The organism is Sphingomonas sp. CFBP 8760 (assembly GCF_014841615.1).
In the GTDB taxonomy this organism is placed as follows: Bacteria; Pseudomonadota; Alphaproteobacteria; order Sphingomonadales; family Sphingomonadaceae; genus Sphingomonas.
In genome coordinates this window covers 223,486-239,386 of sequence record NZ_JACYUG010000002.1, presented here as the reverse complement: position 1 = coordinate 239,386, position 15,901 = coordinate 223,486, and the positions used below count along the sequence as shown (strand labels likewise).

Below are 15,901 nucleotides of genomic sequence, written 5' to 3'. Positions count from 1 at the left end.
GGTTTTCTGAAAGAGCGTCGGGGCGGCTGTATTAGGCTTTTGGACTGGTCAGGCAAGGGGATGGCCGATGTGAATCCTAAACAGGGACCCGAACCGTTAAGCCGCTTCCCCACGTTTTTTGAAAAGCGGGTTGAGGTAATGGCGACTTAGACTAGAGCAAATTCCGTTCAGTACGCATCGTATCCGGCAGCGGCGAAGTAGTTGGCGCACTCTGCGGGCGTGAAGGTGTCGATGGCGGCACCGATGGCGCGTGACAGGTCATCTACGGTGCGCGCGGCGGCCTTGCGCAGGAGCGCCTTGAGTTTGGCGAAGGCGTTCTCGATCGGGTTGAAGTCCGGCGAGTAAGGAGGAAGGAAGAGCAGCCGGGCGCCCCTTGCCTCGATCGCGTCCCTGGCCGCGACGCTCTTGTGGGCAGGCAGGTTGTCCAGGATGACGACATCGCCACGTTTCAGCGTCGGGGCGAGCGCCCGGGCGACCCAGGCTTCGAACCATGCCCCGGTCATCGGTCCGTCGATGACGAGCGGTGCGGTCATACCCGAGAGCCGCAAAGCCCCGACGAACGTGGTCGTCATCCAGTGCCCGTGCGGCACCGCCATGCGCAGCCGCTCGCCGCGTGGAGCGCGTCCATAGCGGCGTGCCATCCTGGTGCTGGCGCCTGTCTCATCGACGAAGACGAGTGCTTCCGGATCGAGATCGAGTTGGCCCTCGAACCATGCCTCGCGCGCGCTCAGGACGTCGGGGCGGTCCTGCTCTTGTGCATGGCCAGTCTTTTTTTGCGCGTGTGCCCATGGCGGGCGAAGAAGCGCCACAGGGTCGATACCGCAACCGCGATCCCCTCGGCGGCCAGCGCCGCGCGCAGCTCAGCAAGCGTGATGTCGGGCGCTGCTTCGTACAGCGCCCAGATCCGCGCCGCCTTGGCTTCGGTCTTCGCCGAGCGTGTGTCACCACCCTGTGGCTTGGCCGCTGGCTTGCCCTGATCGCGCTGCAGTGCCGCCCACCTCACCGCGCTCGCCGCGCTTACTCCGAACCGCGCTGCAGCCGCCCGGCGGGACATGCCTCCCGAAATGGCACTAACAACCCGCTCCCGCAGGTCCATCGATAACGGCTTGCCCATCTGACCGGCCTCCCGTCACCGGTGACAAGCATGAATCAGACTTCAGTCCCCTTGGGAATCCCTCAACGATTCACGCCGTTCGGATTATGCTCTAGCTTCTCTGAAGGCGGTCCCAGCGTGGTGGCGCTAGCTCAGGCGGATGCTGCCTGAAGGGTTGCGGAGCGGCGATGTCTGAATATGACCTGATACCTGAAGAGGCTTATGAGGGTTTGCCTCAGGAACCAAATGACAAGTTTGCCGTGCTTGTCCGAATAGCGCAAAACAACTTGGCCCGTATGTTGGACTCGTCAAACTCAGGTGACTTCTCAACCGAAATACGCTCTCAATTTATTAGCATTGTCTCGGGCATGGCTGAGGCCCTTGGCATTGAAGGGTTGCCTAAGATTGGTAATGATCTAGCCGACTACAACTAATACCAAGTTTTCCAAGTCTATCTTGCTGGCGTTGTTACCAAGGTCAGACTGCAAGGCCAGCTTGTCGCACGACCCCATTCGGTAGAGCTTGGCCGCGTAACCAGAGCCAAGATACAGCAAGAAATTGACCAACTCCGTTACTCCATTGACGGCTCAGACTTGACGGACAAGAAGAAGGCAGCGTTGCGGGATAAGCTTGACGAGCTTGAAACTGAGTTGACCAAGCAGCGCCTGAGTTTTGCACGCACAATGGCCATAGCCGCTTCTATCATGACCATTGTTGGCGGTGGAACTGCGGCGCTCGCCAACTCACCCAAGGCTGCTGAAACGATCATGATGGTTATTCGGCTTGTTGGCGACGACAAAGAAAAGGAAGAGCAGGAACGGTTACGGCTTGCGCCCCCACCCAAGGCTCTTCCCGATTTTTCTAAGCCGTCGGCCAGCCCAAAGTTTGGCGGGTTTGCTGATGATTTAGACGACGATGTGCCGTTCTAGAGTCAGATGACATCAGACTGATCCGTCATTGCGAGCGCAGCGAAGCAATCCAGTGCCGGACCAGGACGCCCTGGATTGCTTCGCTGCGCTCGCAATGACGAACATCCGGATCAACCTCAAGTCATCCCGCTCTAGTTACAAGGATGACACGTCTCAGGCTTAACCTGTCTACGGCCCGAAAATGGTAGAGATTTGCGAGAGGGCAATCAGACATTCCTGAGCGCCCCATCTCCCCCGTATCCCGGCCTGCCCGGCTGGCGAATACGACACGCCTGCCCGACCTGCATTATCGCATGTGGTTCTCCATCCATGCATAACGTGTCAAAGTAGCAAGATCATTGCTGCTCCGGACCTGTCCAGAATAACCAAACGAGCGTTTGGAGGGCGTACTGTCAAAGCGAGACGTTCACCGTCCGCTGATGACAGCCTTACATCTCGCCCCGTTGCCGGCGGATCGCATACCATTTCGCGACATTGGCATTATGCTCGGGCAGCGTGTTCGCGAACACGTGGCCGCCGCTGCCGTCCGCGACGAAGTACAGCGCCTGCGACTTTGCCGGGTCCAGTACCGCGTCGATCGAGGCGCGGCCGGGGTTGGCGATGGGGCCGACCGGCAGGCCGGGGCTGGCATAGGTGTTGTAGCCGTTCTTCGCGTGCAGTTCGGACCGCAGGATGCGGCGGCCGAGCGGCCGGCCCTTGGTGATCGGGTAGATCACGGTCGGGTCCGCCTGTAGCGGCATCCCGATGCGCACGCGGTTGCCATAGACTGCCGCCACGGTGCGGCGCTCGGCGGGCTTGCCGGTTTCCTTTTCGACGATCGCGGCCAGCGTGATAGCCTGTTCGGGCGTCGTCACCGCGATACCCGGCTTGCGCTTCGCCCAGGCGGCGGCGAGGTAGTCCTTCATCGCCTTCTGCATCCGCGCGACCAGCGCCGCACGGGTATCGCCGCGCTGATAGGCGTAGCTGTCGGGCAGGATCGATCCCTCGGCCGGCACCGCCACCGTTCCGGTCAGCCCGTCGGCGCGCATCACTGCGTCGTGCACCATGATCGAGGGATAACCCTCCGGCACCGCGACCAGCCGCTGGCGGACCTTGCCGTCCTCCAGCAGGGCCAGCACGTCCTTCTGGCTGGCACCGGCGGGAATCCGATACTCGCCCGCCTTGATCGAGCCACCGCCGCCGAACACCCGCGCGAACAGGCGGAACCGGCTGGCGGAGCGGATCGCGCCCGCCCGCTCCAGCTCGGTCGCGGCGCGGGCGAGGCTGGCGCCCTCCGGCACCACCACCGCGACGGGCCGCTCGGCCGGGCCGGTACCCACCCACAGATTGGTGGCGACCAGCACGGCGGTGACCACCAGTGCGATCAGCAGGATCAGGCAGCCGAGCTTGCGCATGTGCCGGTCAGACCGCGCGCATCACCAGCGACGCGTTGGTGCCGCCGAAGCCGAACGAGTTGTTCAGCACCGCGCGCACCTGCCGCTTCTTGGCGACGTGCGGCACCAGATCGACCCCGACGCAGCTGTCGCTGGGATTGTCGAGGTTCAGCGTCGGCGGCACGATCTGGTCGCGCATCGCGAGGATGCAGAAGATCGATTCGACCGCGCCCGCACCGCCCAGCAGATGGCCGATCGCCGATTTGGTCGACGACATCGACACCGTCTGCATCGCATCGCCGAACAACCGCCGCACCGCGCCCAACTCCAGCTCGTCGCCCATCGGCGTCGAGGTGCCGTGCGCGTTGATGTAATCGATGTCCGACGGGGCCAGCCCCGCCTTCTTCAGCGCCATCTGCATCGATCGGAACGCGCCGTCACCCTCCGGATGCGGGGCGGTGACGTGATAGGCGTCGCCCGACAGGCCGTACCCGATCACCTCGGCATAGATCTTCGCGCCGCGTGCCTTGGCGTGTTCATATTCCTCCAGCACGACGATGCCCGCGCCCTCGCCCATGACGAAGCCGTCGCGATCCTTGTCGTAGGGGCGACTCGCCTTTTCCGGCGTGTCGTTGAACCCGGTCGACAGCGCGCGCGCCTGCGCGAAGCCGGCGATGCCGAGCGGGCAGACCGTGCCCTCCGCCCCGCCCGCCAGCATCACGTCGGCGTCGTCCATCGCGATCATCCGCGCCGCATCGCCGATCGCATGCGCGCCGGTGGAGCAGGCGGTGACGACCGCGTGATTCGGCCCGCGCAGGCCGTATTTGATCGATACCTGGCCCGAGATCAGGTTGATGAGCCGGCCATGGACGAAGTGCGGCGAGACGCGGCGTGGCCCCTTGGTATGCAGGACGATCGACTCGCTTTCGATCCCCGGCAGCCCGCCGATGCCCGATCCGATCGAACAGCCCGCGCGCCAGCTTTCCTCGACCGTCATCTCGGTCAGGCCAGCATCCTCCAGCGCCTGTCCGGCGGCGTCGATGCCATAGATGATGAACGGATCGACCTGACGCTGTACCTTGTGGTCGACGCGCTTGCCGGGATCGAACCCGTATTCATGATCGGCGGGCTTCACCTCGCACGCGATCCGACATACCTGGTCGGAGGCGTCGAAGCGGGTGATGGGGCCTGCGCCCGACTTGCCCGCCAATATGTTCGCCCACGCCGTCTCGACGTCCGCACCAAGCGGCGTCACGAGGCCCAATCCGGTCACGACGACGCGCCGCATACCCAGTCTCCATCCTGTCTCATAATGAAACGGCCCCCCGCCCTCTCAGCGGGGACGGGGGGCCGTTGTCATCCGCGCTCCCCGAACAGGGAGCCACGGCGCGTGTCTTTATGCCTTGTGCTCGTCGATATAGGTGATCGCATCGCGCACGGTCGTGATCTTCTCGGCGGCATCGTCGGGAATCTCGACGCCGAATTCCTCTTCGAACGCCATGACCAGCTCGACGATATCGAGGCTGTCGGCGCCCAGGTCGTCGATGAAGCTCGCTTCCTCGGTCACCTTTTCGGCCTCGACGCCGAGATGCTCGACGACGATCTTCTTCACGCGGTCGGCGGTCTCGCTCATGGTAGTCCCTCTTCGTTAAGCGGTAATTCGGTCTTCCTGAACGCACCTATAACGCGGGTGGTGCCGTGGCAAGGCCCGCACGACAGGTGGCCCGTCGTGTCAGACCATCGCCATGCCGCCATTGACGTGCAGCGTCTGCCCGGTGACGTACCCCGCCTCGCGGCTGGCCAGATAGACCACCGCCGCGGCGATATCCTCGCCCGTGCCGAGGTCGCCGGCCGGAATGCGCGCGGTCAGCGTCGCCTTCTGCGCCTCGGGCAGCCCGTCGGTCATCGCGGAGCGGATGAAGCCGGGGGCGACGCAGTTGACGGTGATGTTGCGGCTGGCCAGTTCCTGCCCCAGCGCCTTCGACATGCCCACCAGCCCCGCCTTGGATGCCGCGTAATTGGCCTGCCCCGGATTGCCCGTCTGCCCGACGACCGAGGTGATCGAGATCATCCGCCCGAACCGCGCCTTCATCATCGGCTTGGCGGCCGCGCGCATCAGCCGGAACGCCGCCTCCAGATTGACGCGGATGACGGTGTCCCACTCCTCGTCCTTCATCCGCATCGCCAGATTGTCGCGCGTCACCCCGGCATTGTTGACGAGGATGTCGAGCCGCCCGCCCAGCGCCGCCACCGCCTGTGGCACCAGCGCATCGACCTGGGCGGCGTTCGACAGGTCGCAGGGAAGCGCGACATGGCCGGTCCCGCCCAGCGAGGCGCGGAAATCCTCCAGCTTGGTGGCGTTGGACCCCGACACCGCCAGCGTCGCTCCCTGCGCCACCAGCCCGCGCGCGATCGCCGACCCGATCCCCCCGGAAGCGCCGGTGACGAGCGCGGTCATGCCTGAAAGATCGAACATCGTTTTAATCTCCTGTCTGATTGTGTTCGCGCAGAGGCGCGGAGGACGCAGAGGGGCGGTAGTTGTTGACCAGCCGCCGCACGCCTTCCTTCAGCGTCTCGCCACCGAAATTGATGAGCAGGCCCACGGGTTGGCGGATCAGGCGTAGATAGGTCAGCACCTGTTTCGCATGCACCGGCAAAAGCCGCTCGATCGATTTGATTTCCACGACCAGCCGACCGTCGATCAGCAGATCGATGCGAAAGGCACCTTCGATGCGCAAGCCTTCAAACTCGATGTCTACGGACCGCTGACGCTCGACGACATACCCCATTTTTGCGAGCCGCGCTGCCAGCACGGCTTCATAGACGCTTTCGAGCAGACCGGGTCCCAGGTCACGATGCAATCGCAAGGCGACATCGATCACGTCGCCACTGATCGCATCGATATCCTTCAATGCCTTATCTTCCTCCGCGTCCTCTGCGCCTCTGCGCGAACCCTATTGCTAGAGCGTCTTCAGCAGCGCCTCGATATCGTCCATCGTCACCACGCTGGTCGCCGTCGCATCGGGGGCGATGCGCTTCACCATCGGGGCCAGCACCTTGCCGCCCAGTTCGACGAACTCCGTCACGCCAGCCGCCGCCATCGCCAGCACGGATTCGCGCCAGCGGACCATGCCCGTCACCTGCGCGACCAGCGCGGCGCGGATCGCGCCCGGATCGGCGATCGCGACCGCATCGATGTTGCAATAGAGCGGCACCAGCGGCGCGGCGATCGTCGCCTCGGCCAGCGCGGCGTCCATCGCGGTCGCGGCATCCGCCATCAGCGGGCAGTGGAACGGCGCGGACACCGGCAGCAGCACCGCGCGCTTCGCCCCCAGCTCCTTCGCCAGCGCCACCGCGCGTTCCACCGCCAGGCGATGGCCGGAGATCACGACCTGCGAGGGATCGTTGTCGTTGGCGACGGTGCAGACCAGTTCCTCGCCGCCTTCCGCCAGGATGGCGTCGACCGCCGCGCCCGCGATCACCTGCGCCTTGTCCAGATCGGCGCCGAGCAGGGCCGCCATCGCCCCCTCGCCCACCGGCACCGCCGCCTGCATCGCCTGTCCGCGCAGCTTGAGCAGCCGGGCGGTGGTGGCGAGGTCGAACGTGCCCGCCGCGCACAGGGCGGTATATTCGCCCAGCGAATGGCCCGCGACGTAATCCGCCTTTTCGGCCAGCCGCACGCCGCCCTCGCGCTCCAACACGCGCAGGGTCGCGATCGCGTTCGCCATGATCGCGGGCTGCGCGTTCTCGGTCAGCAGCAGATCGTCGGCCGGCCCCTCGCCCATCAGGCGGAACAGGTGCTGGCCCAGTGCCTCGTCGACCTCGCCGAACACCTCGCGGGCGACGGGGCTGGCTTCGGCCAGCGCCTTGCCCATGCCGACGGACTGGCTGCCCTGCCCCGGAAAGATGAATGCGCGCATCCGGCGTCTCCCTGAATTCAGAAGCCGTGCGCCTTAGGCAGGGACGCCCGCGCAGGCAACTTGCGTTTCGGCCGGAAACGGGTATGGACCCTGCGCACGGGGTGGCAGGCGCATGTCTGCCGCCCCGTTGACGTACGACGACAGCCGGAGGGGCGACCGCATGGGGCGGCGTCAGCGATCGGCCAACATAGAAGGTAAGACATGGCTCTGTACGAGCACGTGTTCCTTGCGCGCCAGGATCTGGCACAGGCGCAGGTGGATGCGTTGGCGGAAGCCGCCACCAAGATCATCACGGACAATCAGGGCAAGGTCGTGAAGACCGAGACCTGGGGCCTGCGTTCGCTGGCGTATCGCATCGCGAAGAACCGCAAGGCGCATTACGTGATGCTCGAAATCGACGCACCCGCCGGCGTGGTCGCCGAGCTGGAGCGCCAGACCCAGATCAACGAGGACGTGATCCGCTTCATGACCGTCAAGGTCGACGAGCTGGAAGCCGGCCCTTCGGCGATGATGCGCAAGCAGGAGCGCGACCGTGAGCGTCGTGGCGACCGCGAAGGTGGCGACCGTGGCCCCCGTGGCGACCGCCCCGAGCGCGCACCCCGTCGTGACCGTGAAGAGGAGGCCGCATAATGGCTCGCCCGTTTTTCCGCCGCCGCAAGTCCTGCCCGTTCTCGGCCAAGGACGCTCCCCGGATCGACTATAAGGACGTCCGGTTGCTGCAGGGCTTCGTGTCCGAGCGTGGCAAAATCGTGCCGTCGCGCATCACCTCGGTGAGCGCCAAGAAGCAGCGCGAGCTGGCGCAGGCGATCAAGCGCGCCCGTCATCTGGGCCTGCTGCCCTACGTCGTTAAGTAAGGAGTCCGGATTATGGACGTCATTCTGCTTGAGCGCGTCGAGAAGCTCGGCGCCATCGGCGACGTGGTTAAGGTGAAGGACGGGTTCGCCCGCAACTTCCTGCTGCCGCGCAAGAAGGCGCTGCGCGCCAACGAAGCCAACCGCAAGGTGTTCGAGGCCAACCGGTCGCGCATCGAATCGGACAATGCCAACCGTCGCGGCGAAGCCGAGAAGGAAGCACAGTCCTTCAAGGACGCGCAGGTCACGCTGATCCGCCAGGCGTCGAACACCGGTCAGCTCTATGGTTCGGTCGCGGTGCGCGATCTGATCGAGGCGCTGGAAGCGGATGGTCACAAGGTCGCCAAGTCGGCGATCGTGCTCGACAAGCCGATCAAGGCGATCGGCGTGTACACCGTCAAGGTGGCGCTGCACCCGGAAGTCTCGGTCACCGTCAAGGTGAACGTGGCCCGCTCGCCCGAAGAGGCCGAGATGCAGTCGCAGGGCGTCGATGTCATGGCATCGATGTTCGAGCGCGACGAAGCCGGCTTCACCGAGGATTACGATCCTAATGCCGAGCCGGGCGCGACCGCCGAGGTCCACTCCGACGAGCCGGCGCAGGGCTGACNTCTGAGCCGGGGTCCGATGGGATCGGCGGCGATTGTAGCGCACACCGCCTCCCCGACAGAATACCGACCTTTGCGACCCCCCTTGTGCTTCCCCGGCGGAGGCCGGGGCCCAGCTGGGAACGTCGCAGTAAGTGATTACCAACACTCACCCCACCAGAGCGGGATGACATTGGTCTGATCTCATCCGTCATTGCGAGCGTAGCGAAGCAATCCAGCGCCGGACCAAGACGCCCTGGATTGCTTCGCTCCGCTCGCAATGACGAACATCCGGTTCAACCTGATATCATCCGGCTCCAGGTCCCGGCCTCCGCCGGGGAGGGTCTGGTGGCGGATGAGGTGCCTTTCCCGGAGGCTTCGCGATTGCCGCCCAGATAGCTTGCCGCGATTCGTCTTTTCAGCGGCCGGGCTATCCCCCCGTCACCTCACGGACAGGTGACGCATGCCCCGATCACGGCGGCCAGCGGGATGAGGGCGAGGACGACGGGCAACAGCTGCTTCATGACGCGACCTGACGATATGACGGGGTTCGTCGTCGCCAATGCGCGGTCGGGCCAAAGGTTTCGCGGCGATGAACGATACCCGGTCGTCAGCCCGCCGTTCCGACCACCGCGAAGGCGAGGAACAGCAACAGCCCCGTCATCCGGTTCGCGCGAAAGCGGGCCAGGGCGCCCGCGCCGTCTTCGGGCCGCAGCGTCGCGACCTGCCACGCCAGATGCGCCGCCGCCGGCAACAGCGCGACGAGCGCCAGCGGATCGGCCCGCACGCCCCAGATCGCGATGCCCCACAACACCACCGCCGCCGCATAGAAGGCCGCCACCCCGCCCCGCACATGGCGGCCCATCCGCAGCGCGGACGATCGCACGCCGATCAGGGCGTCGTCTTCGCGGTCCTGCAACGCGTAGATCGTGTCGTATCCGATCACCCAGGCGATGCTGCCGGCATAGAGCCACCACATCGGCGCGGACAGATCGCCCGCCGTCTCGCTCCACCCGACCAGCGCCGCCCATGAAAAGACCAGACCCAGCCATGCCTGCGGCCACCAGGTGATCCGCTTCATGAACGGATAGGCCGCCACCGGGGCGAGGCTGGCCAGCGCCACCATCGCGGCCAGCCCATGCAACTGCACCAGCACGGCCAGCCCGATCAGGCTCAGCACCACCAGCCATGTCCACGCCGTCTTCGTCGATACCATACCGCTGGGGATCGGCCGCGCGGCGGTGCGGGCGACCTGCGCGTCGAGATCGCGGTCGACGATATCGTTGTAGACGCAGCCCGCGCCGCGCATCGCGATCGAGCCGAGCAATATCCACAGGATCAAATCCCACCGCCGGATCGCGCCACCGGCCAGCGCCACGCCCCAGGCCCCCGGCCAGAACAGCAGCCACCAGCCGATCGGCCGGTCGAGCCGCGCCAGCAGCACCAGCCCCTGCACGGTACGCGGCAGCCGCGCGACGAGCCCGCGATGCTCGCTGTCGGGAACGATTGTGGTCATGGCCCCGCCCTATCGCGACGATGCCATCGGGGGAACCGCTATGACGCGGGCGCCGACCGCGCTATCCCATGCCGATGACACGGCGCCACCACCCATGATCGGCCTGTCGGTCGCGGTCGGCCGTTTCGTGGAGGCGCTGTTCTGGGCGATCTTCCGGGTCGCCGGGGTCGTCGCGGGTGGCGTGCTGCTGGCCGCCGCCGTCGCCATCACCGCGTGGTTCGTGTTGCGCCGCCTGTGGCGTCGTCGCCCGCACCGATAGGAGTTCCAGCCCTGCCCGCCACCCCCGCCTGGCCGCCGCAATCGACGCCGCGCCTGTTCGTCGACCGGCCGCTCGCCACCGGTCCGATCACGCTCGATGGTCCGCCCGCCCATTACCTGGCCACGGTGATGCGGGCGAAGCCCGGCGATCCGGTGAAGCTGTTCGACGACCGGACCGGCGAATGGCTCGCCACCGTCATGGCCGCCGGCAAACGCGACCTGACGCTGGATATCATCAGCCTGTTGCGGGAACGCGAGCCGGTGCCCGACCTGTGGCTGTGCGCCGCGCCGCTGAAGAAGGGCCGGGTCGACTGGCTGGCGGAGAAGGCGTGCGAACTGGGCGTCGCCCGGCTCGTGCCGGTCATCACGCGGCGGACGATCGTCGACAAGCCCAATGCCGACCGCCTGCGTGCCCACCTGATCGAGGCGGCGGAACAGTGCGACCGCACCGCCCTGACCGATCTGGCCGATCCGGTGAAGCTGCCTGCGTTGCTGCGCGAATGGCCGGCAGCGCGCGCGCTGTTCTTCGCCGACGAGACCGGCGGTGCGCCCGCGTTCGACGCGATGCGCGCCCATGCCGGACCGGCGGCGATCCTGATCGGCCCCGAAGGCGGGTTCGACGACGAGGAGCGTGCCCTGATCCGGGCGCATGGGTCGGCGACGGCGATCACGCTCGGCCCCCGCATCCTGCGCGCCGACACCGCCGCCGCCGCCGCCGTGTCGCTATGGATGGCGGCGGCCGGCGACTGGCGGGGATAGGCTACCCCGTCACCAGTTGTAGCGCAGCGTCCCGACCACCGTGCGCGATTCGCCGAAATAGCAGCTGTTGTTGAAGAAACAGCTGGCGATATGCCGCTTGTTCAGCAGGTTGGCGGCGTTGACCGACAGCGACAGCCCCTGCCAGCGCGGGTCGAGCGCGCCAAAATCATAACCGGCGACCGCATCGACCAGCGTGAACCCCGGGGAACTGAACCGCTGCGTAATCAACTGCCGCGCCACGACGGTCTGCGCGGTGCCATCGGATTTGCCGACATAGCGGACGCCGGCCCCGAGGTTGAGGCCGCCCAACGCCCCGGTCGCCACTTGTTTCAGGTCATAAGCGATGAAGCTGGACGCGCTCCATTTCGGAATGCCGAGCGGACGGGTGCCGGTGACGCCCGCCAGCTGGTCGCCCGTGCCGACGCGCGGATTGCCCCGCGTCGTCAGCGGATCGGTGTACGTCCCCGCCACGCTGAGCGACAGGCCGGGCGCCAGATCGCCGCGCCCGTCCAGTTCCAGCCCGCGCACCTTCACCTCGCCGACCTGAACCGAGAATCCGACATTGTTGGGATCGCCGACCGGCACGTTCTGCCGCCGCAGGTCGAAGGCGGAGAAAGTGAACAGCGCGTTGGTGCCGCGTGGCTGGAACTTCAGCCCCGCCTCGTACTGGCGACCGCTGACCGGTACGAAGGCCGATCCGTCGAACCCGGTGCCGGTCTGCGGCTCGAAACTTTCGGAATAGCTGACGAACGGCGCCAGCCCGAAACCGATTTCGTACAGGGCGCCCAGCCGGCCCGTGAAGGCGGTCTGCGACAGGCGCGTCACCGCCGCGGCATTGCCCGGCGCCAGGTTCAGGTTCTGGGTGACCTGCGTGTACCAGTCGTACCGGCCGCTTGCGATCAGGTTCAGGCCGCCCAGCTTGATCTGGTCCTGCGCATAGACGCCGACCTGATCGATCTTGCGGAAATTGCGCGCTACGCCGGCGAACCGGCCGAGATCGCTGGTCGGCAGCGACAGGCCATAGACGGGGTTGAACAGGTCCAGATCGGGGATGCGGGGATTGCCCGTCAGCCCGGTGGCGAACGCCTGCGTGTTGCGCCCCTGATTGTTCTGCCAGTCGACCCCGGCGATCACCGTGTGCCCGACCGGGCCGGTGGCGAACGCCGCCGCGATGCGGTTGTCGAGCGTGATCGTGCGGAACGACTCGTCGGCGCCACCGCCGCCACGGCTGATCCGCAACAGGTTGGTGTTGCCGGCCGCATCCAGATTGGCGTTCGCCGCGAACGACAGATAAATCTGCCGGTAATGCAGATCAATGTCGAGGTAGCGGGCATTGGTGGTCCAGGTCAGCGCATCGTTCAGCTGGCGCCGGAACAGCAGGGTGGCGGATTTCTGCTTGCGGTCGAACGCCTCGTAGGCGGGCTCCGACACGTTCAGGTCGCGCGGCAGTTCGCCGAACGGGTTGGGCAGTGCGGAACCATAGACGGGCACGCCGCTGTACGACGCCGCCTCCGGATCGCGCTGATAGTTCAGGATCAGCGTGATGTCGGTCCGGTCATCCGGGGCGAAGGTCAGCATCGGCCGCGCATAATAGCGGCGGTTGCCGGTACGCGCGATAAAGCCGTCGGACCGTTCCGCCCCGGCGATCACGCGGAACAGGAACTTGCCGTCACGGTCGAGCGGCTGGTTCACGTCGATCGCGGTGCGCAGCAGGTCGAAACTCCCGCCGGCCAGCTCGATCCGTCCGCCGGCTTCGGCATAGGGCGTCTTGCTGACCAGATTGACGAGGCCACCCGGGGTCGAATTGCCGTAGAGGACCGATGCCGGCCCCTTGATGACGTCGACCCGCTCGACGAGATGGAAATCGATCTGCGGGCTGGAATAGGGGCCGCCCAGCAACCGCATCCCGTCCATGTAGACACCGGGGGTGAAGCCGCGGATGTACAGCTGGTCGTACCGCGTCGCCACGTTGCCGCGCTGGTTGGGGGAAACCCCGGCGACATAGCCCAGCGCCTGGTTGATCGACAGCGCGTTGCGGCGCAGCAGCTCCGTCTCGTCGATCACCGTCACCGATTGCGGCAGCGCAATCAGCGGGGTGGCGGTCTTGCTGCCCGTCTCGGCGGTGCGCTTCACCCGTTCGCCGTTGACGACGATCTCGTCGCCGCGCTGCGCCTCGTCGTCGGCCGTCACGATCCGGTCGGCGACGGGTTCCGCCATGGCCGGCGCCGCGATGCCGGCCAGCATCGTCCCCCACAGCATCGCTGCCCATCCTGTACACATGTCGTCAACCCCGAGATTCGATATTGCTAGTCAGTCGCAACAGCCGCTAAAGGGAGATCGTCATCCGGGCAAGAGGCTCATAACGTAATGTTTATCGACCGGCAGCGACCGCAGCCCGCCCCCCGAACCGCCCGCCTGCCGTGGCGCGGCGGGGCGATGGCGGCACGCTGCGTCACCGCGCTGGTGGGGGGCTATGCCGCCGCGGCGGTGCTGGCGACGCTGATCGCCCGGTTGCTGCCGGGCGACCGGGCGGAGGCCACCGCATGGGGCATGACGCTGTCGTTCCTGTTCTACGCGGTGATCGGGCTGTGGTGCTTCCACGAAGGCCGGTTGGCGCGCGTGCTGGCGGCGGTGTGGGGGATCGCGCTGACCGGTGGCGGGCTGCTCTGGCTGCTGGGCGTGCGGCCGTGACCGGATCGCTGCGCCAGAACATGGCCTGGATCCACGGCTGGCTGGGGCTGCTGGCCGGCTGGATCCTGTTCGCGATGTTCCTGACCGGCACCGCCAGCTATTTCCGGCCGGAGATCACCCGCTGGATGCAGCCCGAACTGCCCGTGCGCAGCGTCACCACCGCACAGGCCGCCACCGCCGCCGTCGCGCATCTGCAGACGGTCGGCGCGGACGACGTGCAATGGTACATCTATCTGCCCGACGCGCGCACCGGCATCACCCGCGTGTTCGAACAGCCCAATCCCAAGGCCCCGCCCCGCCCGCGCGGCGAACTGCAACTCGACCCCCGGACCGGCGATCCGATCGCCGCCCGCGACACGCGCGGGGGCGAGCATTTCTACCGGTTCCATTTCCAGCTTCAGCTGCCCTATCCCTGGGGGCGCTGGCTGGCGGGGCTGTGCGGACTGTTCATGCTCGGCGCGATCATTTCGGGCGTGGTCACGCACAAGCGCATCTTCGCCGATTTCTTCACGCTACGCTGGAACAAGGGGCAGCGCAGCTGGCTCGACGCGCACAACGTATCGGCGGTGCTGGCGCTGCCCTATCATGCGGTCGTCACCTATACCGGGCTCATCACGCTGGTGGTGATGTACATGCCGTGGCCGATCGCCGCGAACTATGCCAAGCCGCTCGACTTCGCGCAGGCCGCCTATGGCCTGCCCGCCGACGCGGAGGCGAGCGGTACGCCCGCACCGCTGGTGCCGGTCGGCCCGCTGGTCGCCGCCGCCGAACGGCGCTGGGGCGCCGACGCCACCCGCGTCGTCATCCGCCATCCCGGTGACCGGGCCGCGACCGTCACCGTCGCCCGCCACCCCAGCGCCTCGCTTGATGCGCGGGGAGCCTCGGTCACCTATGCCGGCGCGACCGGACAGGTGATTACGCAGTCGCCCGATCCGGGGCCGGCCCTCGCCACCACCGGCGTGATGCTCGGTTTGCACATCGCGCAGTTCGCGGGGCCGGCGCTGCGCTGGACATTGTTCCTGCTGGGCGCGACCGGCGCGGCGATGGTCGGCACCGGCCTGCTGCTGTGGACCACCGCCCGCCGTCGCCCCGGCGTCGCGCCGTTCTTCGGCCTGCGACTGGTCGAGCGGCTCAATATCGCGGTCGTCGCCGGGCTGCCGATCGGCATGGCGGCGTTCTTCCTCGCGAACCGGCTGATCCCCGCCGATCTGGCCGGGCGCGCCGATCTGGAAGTGCAGGCGATGTTCTGGACATGGGGCGGGGTCGCGCTGCTGCAACTGCTGCGTCCCGCCCGCCGCGCCTGGGCCGAGGGGTTCGCGATCGGCGCGCTCGCCTTCGCCGCCGTCCCCGTGGTCAACCTGCTGACGACGGCGCGGGGATTGCCGTGGTCGCTGGCGGCGGGCGACTGGACGTTCGCCGGCTTCGACATCGCGATGCTGGCGATCGCGTTGCTGCTGGGCATCGCCGCGCGCCGTGCCGGTCGCCCGCCGCGTCTCCCCGTTTCCCGCCGTTCGAAGGTATTGGTCGATGCTTGAAACCGCGCTGCTCGCCGCGATCGCCTGGCTGCTGCTGGCCGCTGCCTCGTTCCGCTTCCGGCGGGAGGCGGGGGTGCCCAATCCCCGTCAGGTTCGCGTGTTGCGTCTTGCCGCCGCCGCGATCCTCGCACTGGCGCTGTTCCGCTGCGGCACGCCGCTGACCGGGGAGCGATGGGTCCGCGTGATCGGTGGCGCCTCGCTGGGTGCGGTGATCGTGGTGCTGGCGCTGTCGCTCGACGCGATGATGATCCTGCGTCCGCTGCGGCAATTGCTGACCCGCCCCGCCCCCGCGCTGCTGCGCCGTCTGCGTCGGGAACATCACCTTTAGGCGCCGATCCCGGTGAGAATAACTTGCATCAGGAACCACCCCCGCCCCGCCATGCGTTGAGCGT

General features: G+C 66.8%; 19 protein-coding genes. 10 read left to right on the top strand and 9 right to left on the bottom strand.

From position 1 onward, the window contains the following. Positions 1-167 precede the first annotated feature (167 nt). A protein-coding gene (locus IFT82_RS04025; RefSeq protein ID WP_192124760.1) for an IS630 family transposase occupies positions 168-1,114 on the bottom strand; the annotation gives its coding sequence in 2 pieces (ribosomal slippage) (positions 168-769 and positions 769-1,114; 948 coding nt in all). Between the two features lie 167 nt (positions 1,115-1,281). On the opposite strand from IFT82_RS04025, the gene IFT82_RS04020 reads away from it, so the two are divergent. Further along, positions 1,282-1,527 carry a hypothetical protein gene (locus IFT82_RS04020; RefSeq protein WP_192124758.1) on the top strand — a complete coding sequence of 82 codons (246 nt, stop codon included), beginning with the start codon at positions 1,282-1,284 and terminating at the stop codon, positions 1,525-1,527. 159 nt (positions 1,528-1,686) lie between these two features. Further along, positions 1,687-2,022: a hypothetical protein gene (locus IFT82_RS04015; RefSeq protein ID WP_192124756.1), complete on the top strand. Its 336-nt coding sequence runs from the start codon at positions 1,687-1,689 to the stop codon at positions 2,020-2,022. A gap of 428 nt (positions 2,023-2,450) precedes the next feature. On the opposite strand, the gene mltG is transcribed toward IFT82_RS04015, so the two are convergent. The 6 genes from mltG to fabD form a co-directional block, all read right to left on the bottom strand. Continuing rightward, positions 2,451-3,416 (bottom strand): endolytic transglycosylase MltG, encoded by a 966-nt coding sequence (gene mltG / locus IFT82_RS04010; RefSeq protein ID WP_192124754.1) that lies wholly within the window; start codon positions 3,414-3,416, stop codon positions 2,451-2,453. Between the two features lie 7 nt (positions 3,417-3,423). Further along, the gene (gene fabF / locus IFT82_RS04005; RefSeq protein ID WP_192124752.1) at positions 3,424-4,683 is read right to left on the bottom strand and encodes a beta-ketoacyl-ACP synthase II; all 1,260 of its coding nucleotides are present in this window, start codon (positions 4,681-4,683) and stop codon (positions 3,424-3,426) included. A gap of 108 nt (positions 4,684-4,791) precedes the next feature. After that, a complete protein-coding gene (locus tag IFT82_RS04000) occupies positions 4,792-5,028 on the bottom strand; it encodes an acyl carrier protein (RefSeq protein ID WP_192124750.1) in 237 nt (78 codons plus the stop codon). A gap of 99 nt (positions 5,029-5,127) precedes the next feature. Next, positions 5,128-5,871, bottom strand: a complete 744-nt coding sequence (gene fabG / locus IFT82_RS03995; protein WP_192124749.1) for a 3-oxoacyl-[acyl-carrier-protein] reductase — start codon at positions 5,869-5,871, stop codon at positions 5,128-5,130. 4 nt (positions 5,872-5,875) lie between these two features. Further along, the gene (locus IFT82_RS03990) at positions 5,876-6,307 is read right to left on the bottom strand and encodes a GxxExxY protein (protein ID WP_192124747.1); all 432 of its coding nucleotides are present in this window, start codon (positions 6,305-6,307) and stop codon (positions 5,876-5,878) included. A gap of 48 nt (positions 6,308-6,355) precedes the next feature. After that, positions 6,356-7,315, bottom strand: a complete 960-nt coding sequence (gene fabD / locus IFT82_RS03985) for an ACP S-malonyltransferase (RefSeq protein ID WP_192124745.1) — start codon at positions 7,313-7,315, stop codon at positions 6,356-6,358. 201 nt (positions 7,316-7,516) lie between these two features. On the opposite strand from fabD, the gene rpsF reads away from it, so the two are divergent. The 3 genes from rpsF to rplI are packed head-to-tail and all read left to right on the top strand — an operon-like array spanning position 7,517 to position 8,772. Then, positions 7,517-7,945, top strand: a complete 429-nt coding sequence (rpsF, locus tag IFT82_RS03980) for a 30S ribosomal protein S6 (RefSeq protein ID WP_192124743.1) — start codon at positions 7,517-7,519, stop codon at positions 7,943-7,945. After that, positions 7,945-8,169, top strand: a complete 225-nt coding sequence (gene rpsR, locus IFT82_RS03975) for a 30S ribosomal protein S18 (RefSeq protein WP_007403456.1) — start codon at positions 7,945-7,947, stop codon at positions 8,167-8,169. The genes rpsF and rpsR overlap by 1 nt, the downstream gene beginning before the upstream one ends. Before the next feature lie 12 nt (positions 8,170-8,181). Next, on the top strand, positions 8,182-8,772 hold the full coding sequence (gene rplI, locus IFT82_RS03970; RefSeq protein ID WP_192124741.1) for a 50S ribosomal protein L9: 591 nt from the start codon (positions 8,182-8,184) through the stop codon (positions 8,770-8,772). A 588-nt stretch (positions 8,773-9,360) separates the two neighbouring features. Here the strand turns inward: rplI and ubiA are convergent. Continuing rightward, positions 9,361-10,266, bottom strand: a complete 906-nt coding sequence (gene ubiA / locus IFT82_RS03965; RefSeq protein WP_192124739.1) for a 4-hydroxybenzoate octaprenyltransferase — start codon at positions 10,264-10,266, stop codon at positions 9,361-9,363. Between ubiA and IFT82_RS03960 the strand changes: the two genes are divergently transcribed. Together IFT82_RS03960 and IFT82_RS03955 are read left to right on the top strand one after the other, a co-directional pair. After that, the gene (locus IFT82_RS03960) at positions 10,265-10,525 is read left to right on the top strand and encodes a hypothetical protein (RefSeq protein WP_192125128.1); all 261 of its coding nucleotides are present in this window, start codon (positions 10,265-10,267) and stop codon (positions 10,523-10,525) included. The two genes, ubiA and IFT82_RS03960, sit on opposite strands and share 2 nt — an antisense overlap. Before the next feature lie 11 nt (positions 10,526-10,536). Continuing rightward, positions 10,537-11,283 carry a 16S rRNA (uracil(1498)-N(3))-methyltransferase gene (locus IFT82_RS03955; protein WP_192125086.1) on the top strand — a complete coding sequence of 249 codons (747 nt, stop codon included), beginning with the start codon at positions 10,537-10,539 and terminating at the stop codon, positions 11,281-11,283. Positions 11,284-11,292: 9 nt separating this feature from the next. Here the strand turns inward: IFT82_RS03955 and IFT82_RS03950 are convergent, their stop codons facing one another. Beyond that, positions 11,293-13,542, bottom strand: coding sequence for a TonB-dependent siderophore receptor (locus IFT82_RS03950; protein ID WP_192124737.1), 2,250 nt, complete (start codon positions 13,540-13,542; stop codon positions 11,293-11,295). A 108-nt stretch (positions 13,543-13,650) separates the two neighbouring features. Here IFT82_RS03950 and IFT82_RS03945 point away from each other — a divergent pair, with 108 nt between their 5' ends. The 3 genes from IFT82_RS03945 to IFT82_RS03935 are packed head-to-tail and all read left to right on the top strand — an operon-like array spanning position 13,651 to position 15,837. Beyond that, the gene (locus tag IFT82_RS03945) at positions 13,651-13,974 is read left to right on the top strand and encodes an iron transporter (protein ID WP_192124736.1); all 324 of its coding nucleotides are present in this window, start codon (positions 13,651-13,653) and stop codon (positions 13,972-13,974) included. A 20-nt stretch (positions 13,975-13,994) separates the two neighbouring features. After that, the gene (locus IFT82_RS03940) at positions 13,995-15,509 is read left to right on the top strand and encodes a PepSY-associated TM helix domain-containing protein (protein ID WP_192125084.1); all 1,515 of its coding nucleotides are present in this window, start codon (positions 13,995-13,997) and stop codon (positions 15,507-15,509) included. Next, complete coding sequence (locus IFT82_RS03935; protein ID WP_192124734.1) at positions 15,502-15,837, top strand: hypothetical protein; 336 nt, start codon at positions 15,502-15,504, stop codon at positions 15,835-15,837. Before IFT82_RS03940 ends, IFT82_RS03935 begins: the two co-directional genes overlap by 8 nt. Positions 15,838-15,901: the final 64 nt, after the last annotated feature.

Coding starts and splice junctions, on each gene's coding strand:
- rpsF (WP_192124743.1), top strand. CDS start 7,517: ATGGCTCTGTACGAGCACGTGTTCCTTGCGCGCCAGGATCTGGCACAG.
- IFT82_RS04000 (WP_192124750.1), bottom strand. CDS start 5,028: ATGAGCGAGACCGCCGACCGCGTGAAGAAGATCGTCGTCGAGCATCTC.
- IFT82_RS03950 (WP_192124737.1), bottom strand. CDS start 13,542: ATGCTGTGGGGGACGATGCTGGCCGGCATCGCGGCGCCGGCCATGGCG.
- rplI (WP_192124741.1), top strand. CDS start 8,182: ATGGACGTCATTCTGCTTGAGCGCGTCGAGAAGCTCGGCGCCATCGGC.
- mltG (WP_192124754.1), bottom strand. CDS start 3,416: ATGCGCAAGCTCGGCTGCCTGATCCTGCTGATCGCACTGGTGGTCACC.
- IFT82_RS03935 (WP_192124734.1), top strand. CDS start 15,502: ATGCTTGAAACCGCGCTGCTCGCCGCGATCGCCTGGCTGCTGCTGGCC.
- rpsR (WP_007403456.1), top strand. CDS start 7,945: ATGGCTCGCCCGTTTTTCCGCCGCCGCAAGTCCTGCCCGTTCTCGGCC.
- IFT82_RS03960 (WP_192125128.1), top strand. CDS start 10,265: ATGGCCCCGCCCTATCGCGACGATGCCATCGGGGGAACCGCTATGACG.
- fabG (WP_192124749.1), bottom strand. CDS start 5,871: ATGTTCGATCTTTCAGGCATGACCGCGCTCGTCACCGGCGCTTCCGGG.
- fabD (WP_192124745.1), bottom strand. CDS start 7,315: ATGCGCGCATTCATCTTTCCGGGGCAGGGCAGCCAGTCCGTCGGCATG.
- ubiA (WP_192124739.1), bottom strand. CDS start 10,266: ATGACCACAATCGTTCCCGACAGCGAGCATCGCGGGCTCGTCGCGCGG.
- IFT82_RS03945 (WP_192124736.1), top strand. CDS start 13,651: ATGTTTATCGACCGGCAGCGACCGCAGCCCGCCCCCCGAACCGCCCGC.
- IFT82_RS03940 (WP_192125084.1), top strand. CDS start 13,995: ATGGCCTGGATCCACGGCTGGCTGGGGCTGCTGGCCGGCTGGATCCTG.
- IFT82_RS04020 (WP_192124758.1), top strand. CDS start 1,282: ATGTCTGAATATGACCTGATACCTGAAGAGGCTTATGAGGGTTTGCCT.
- fabF (WP_192124752.1), bottom strand. CDS start 4,683: ATGCGGCGCGTCGTCGTGACCGGATTGGGCCTCGTGACGCCGCTTGGT.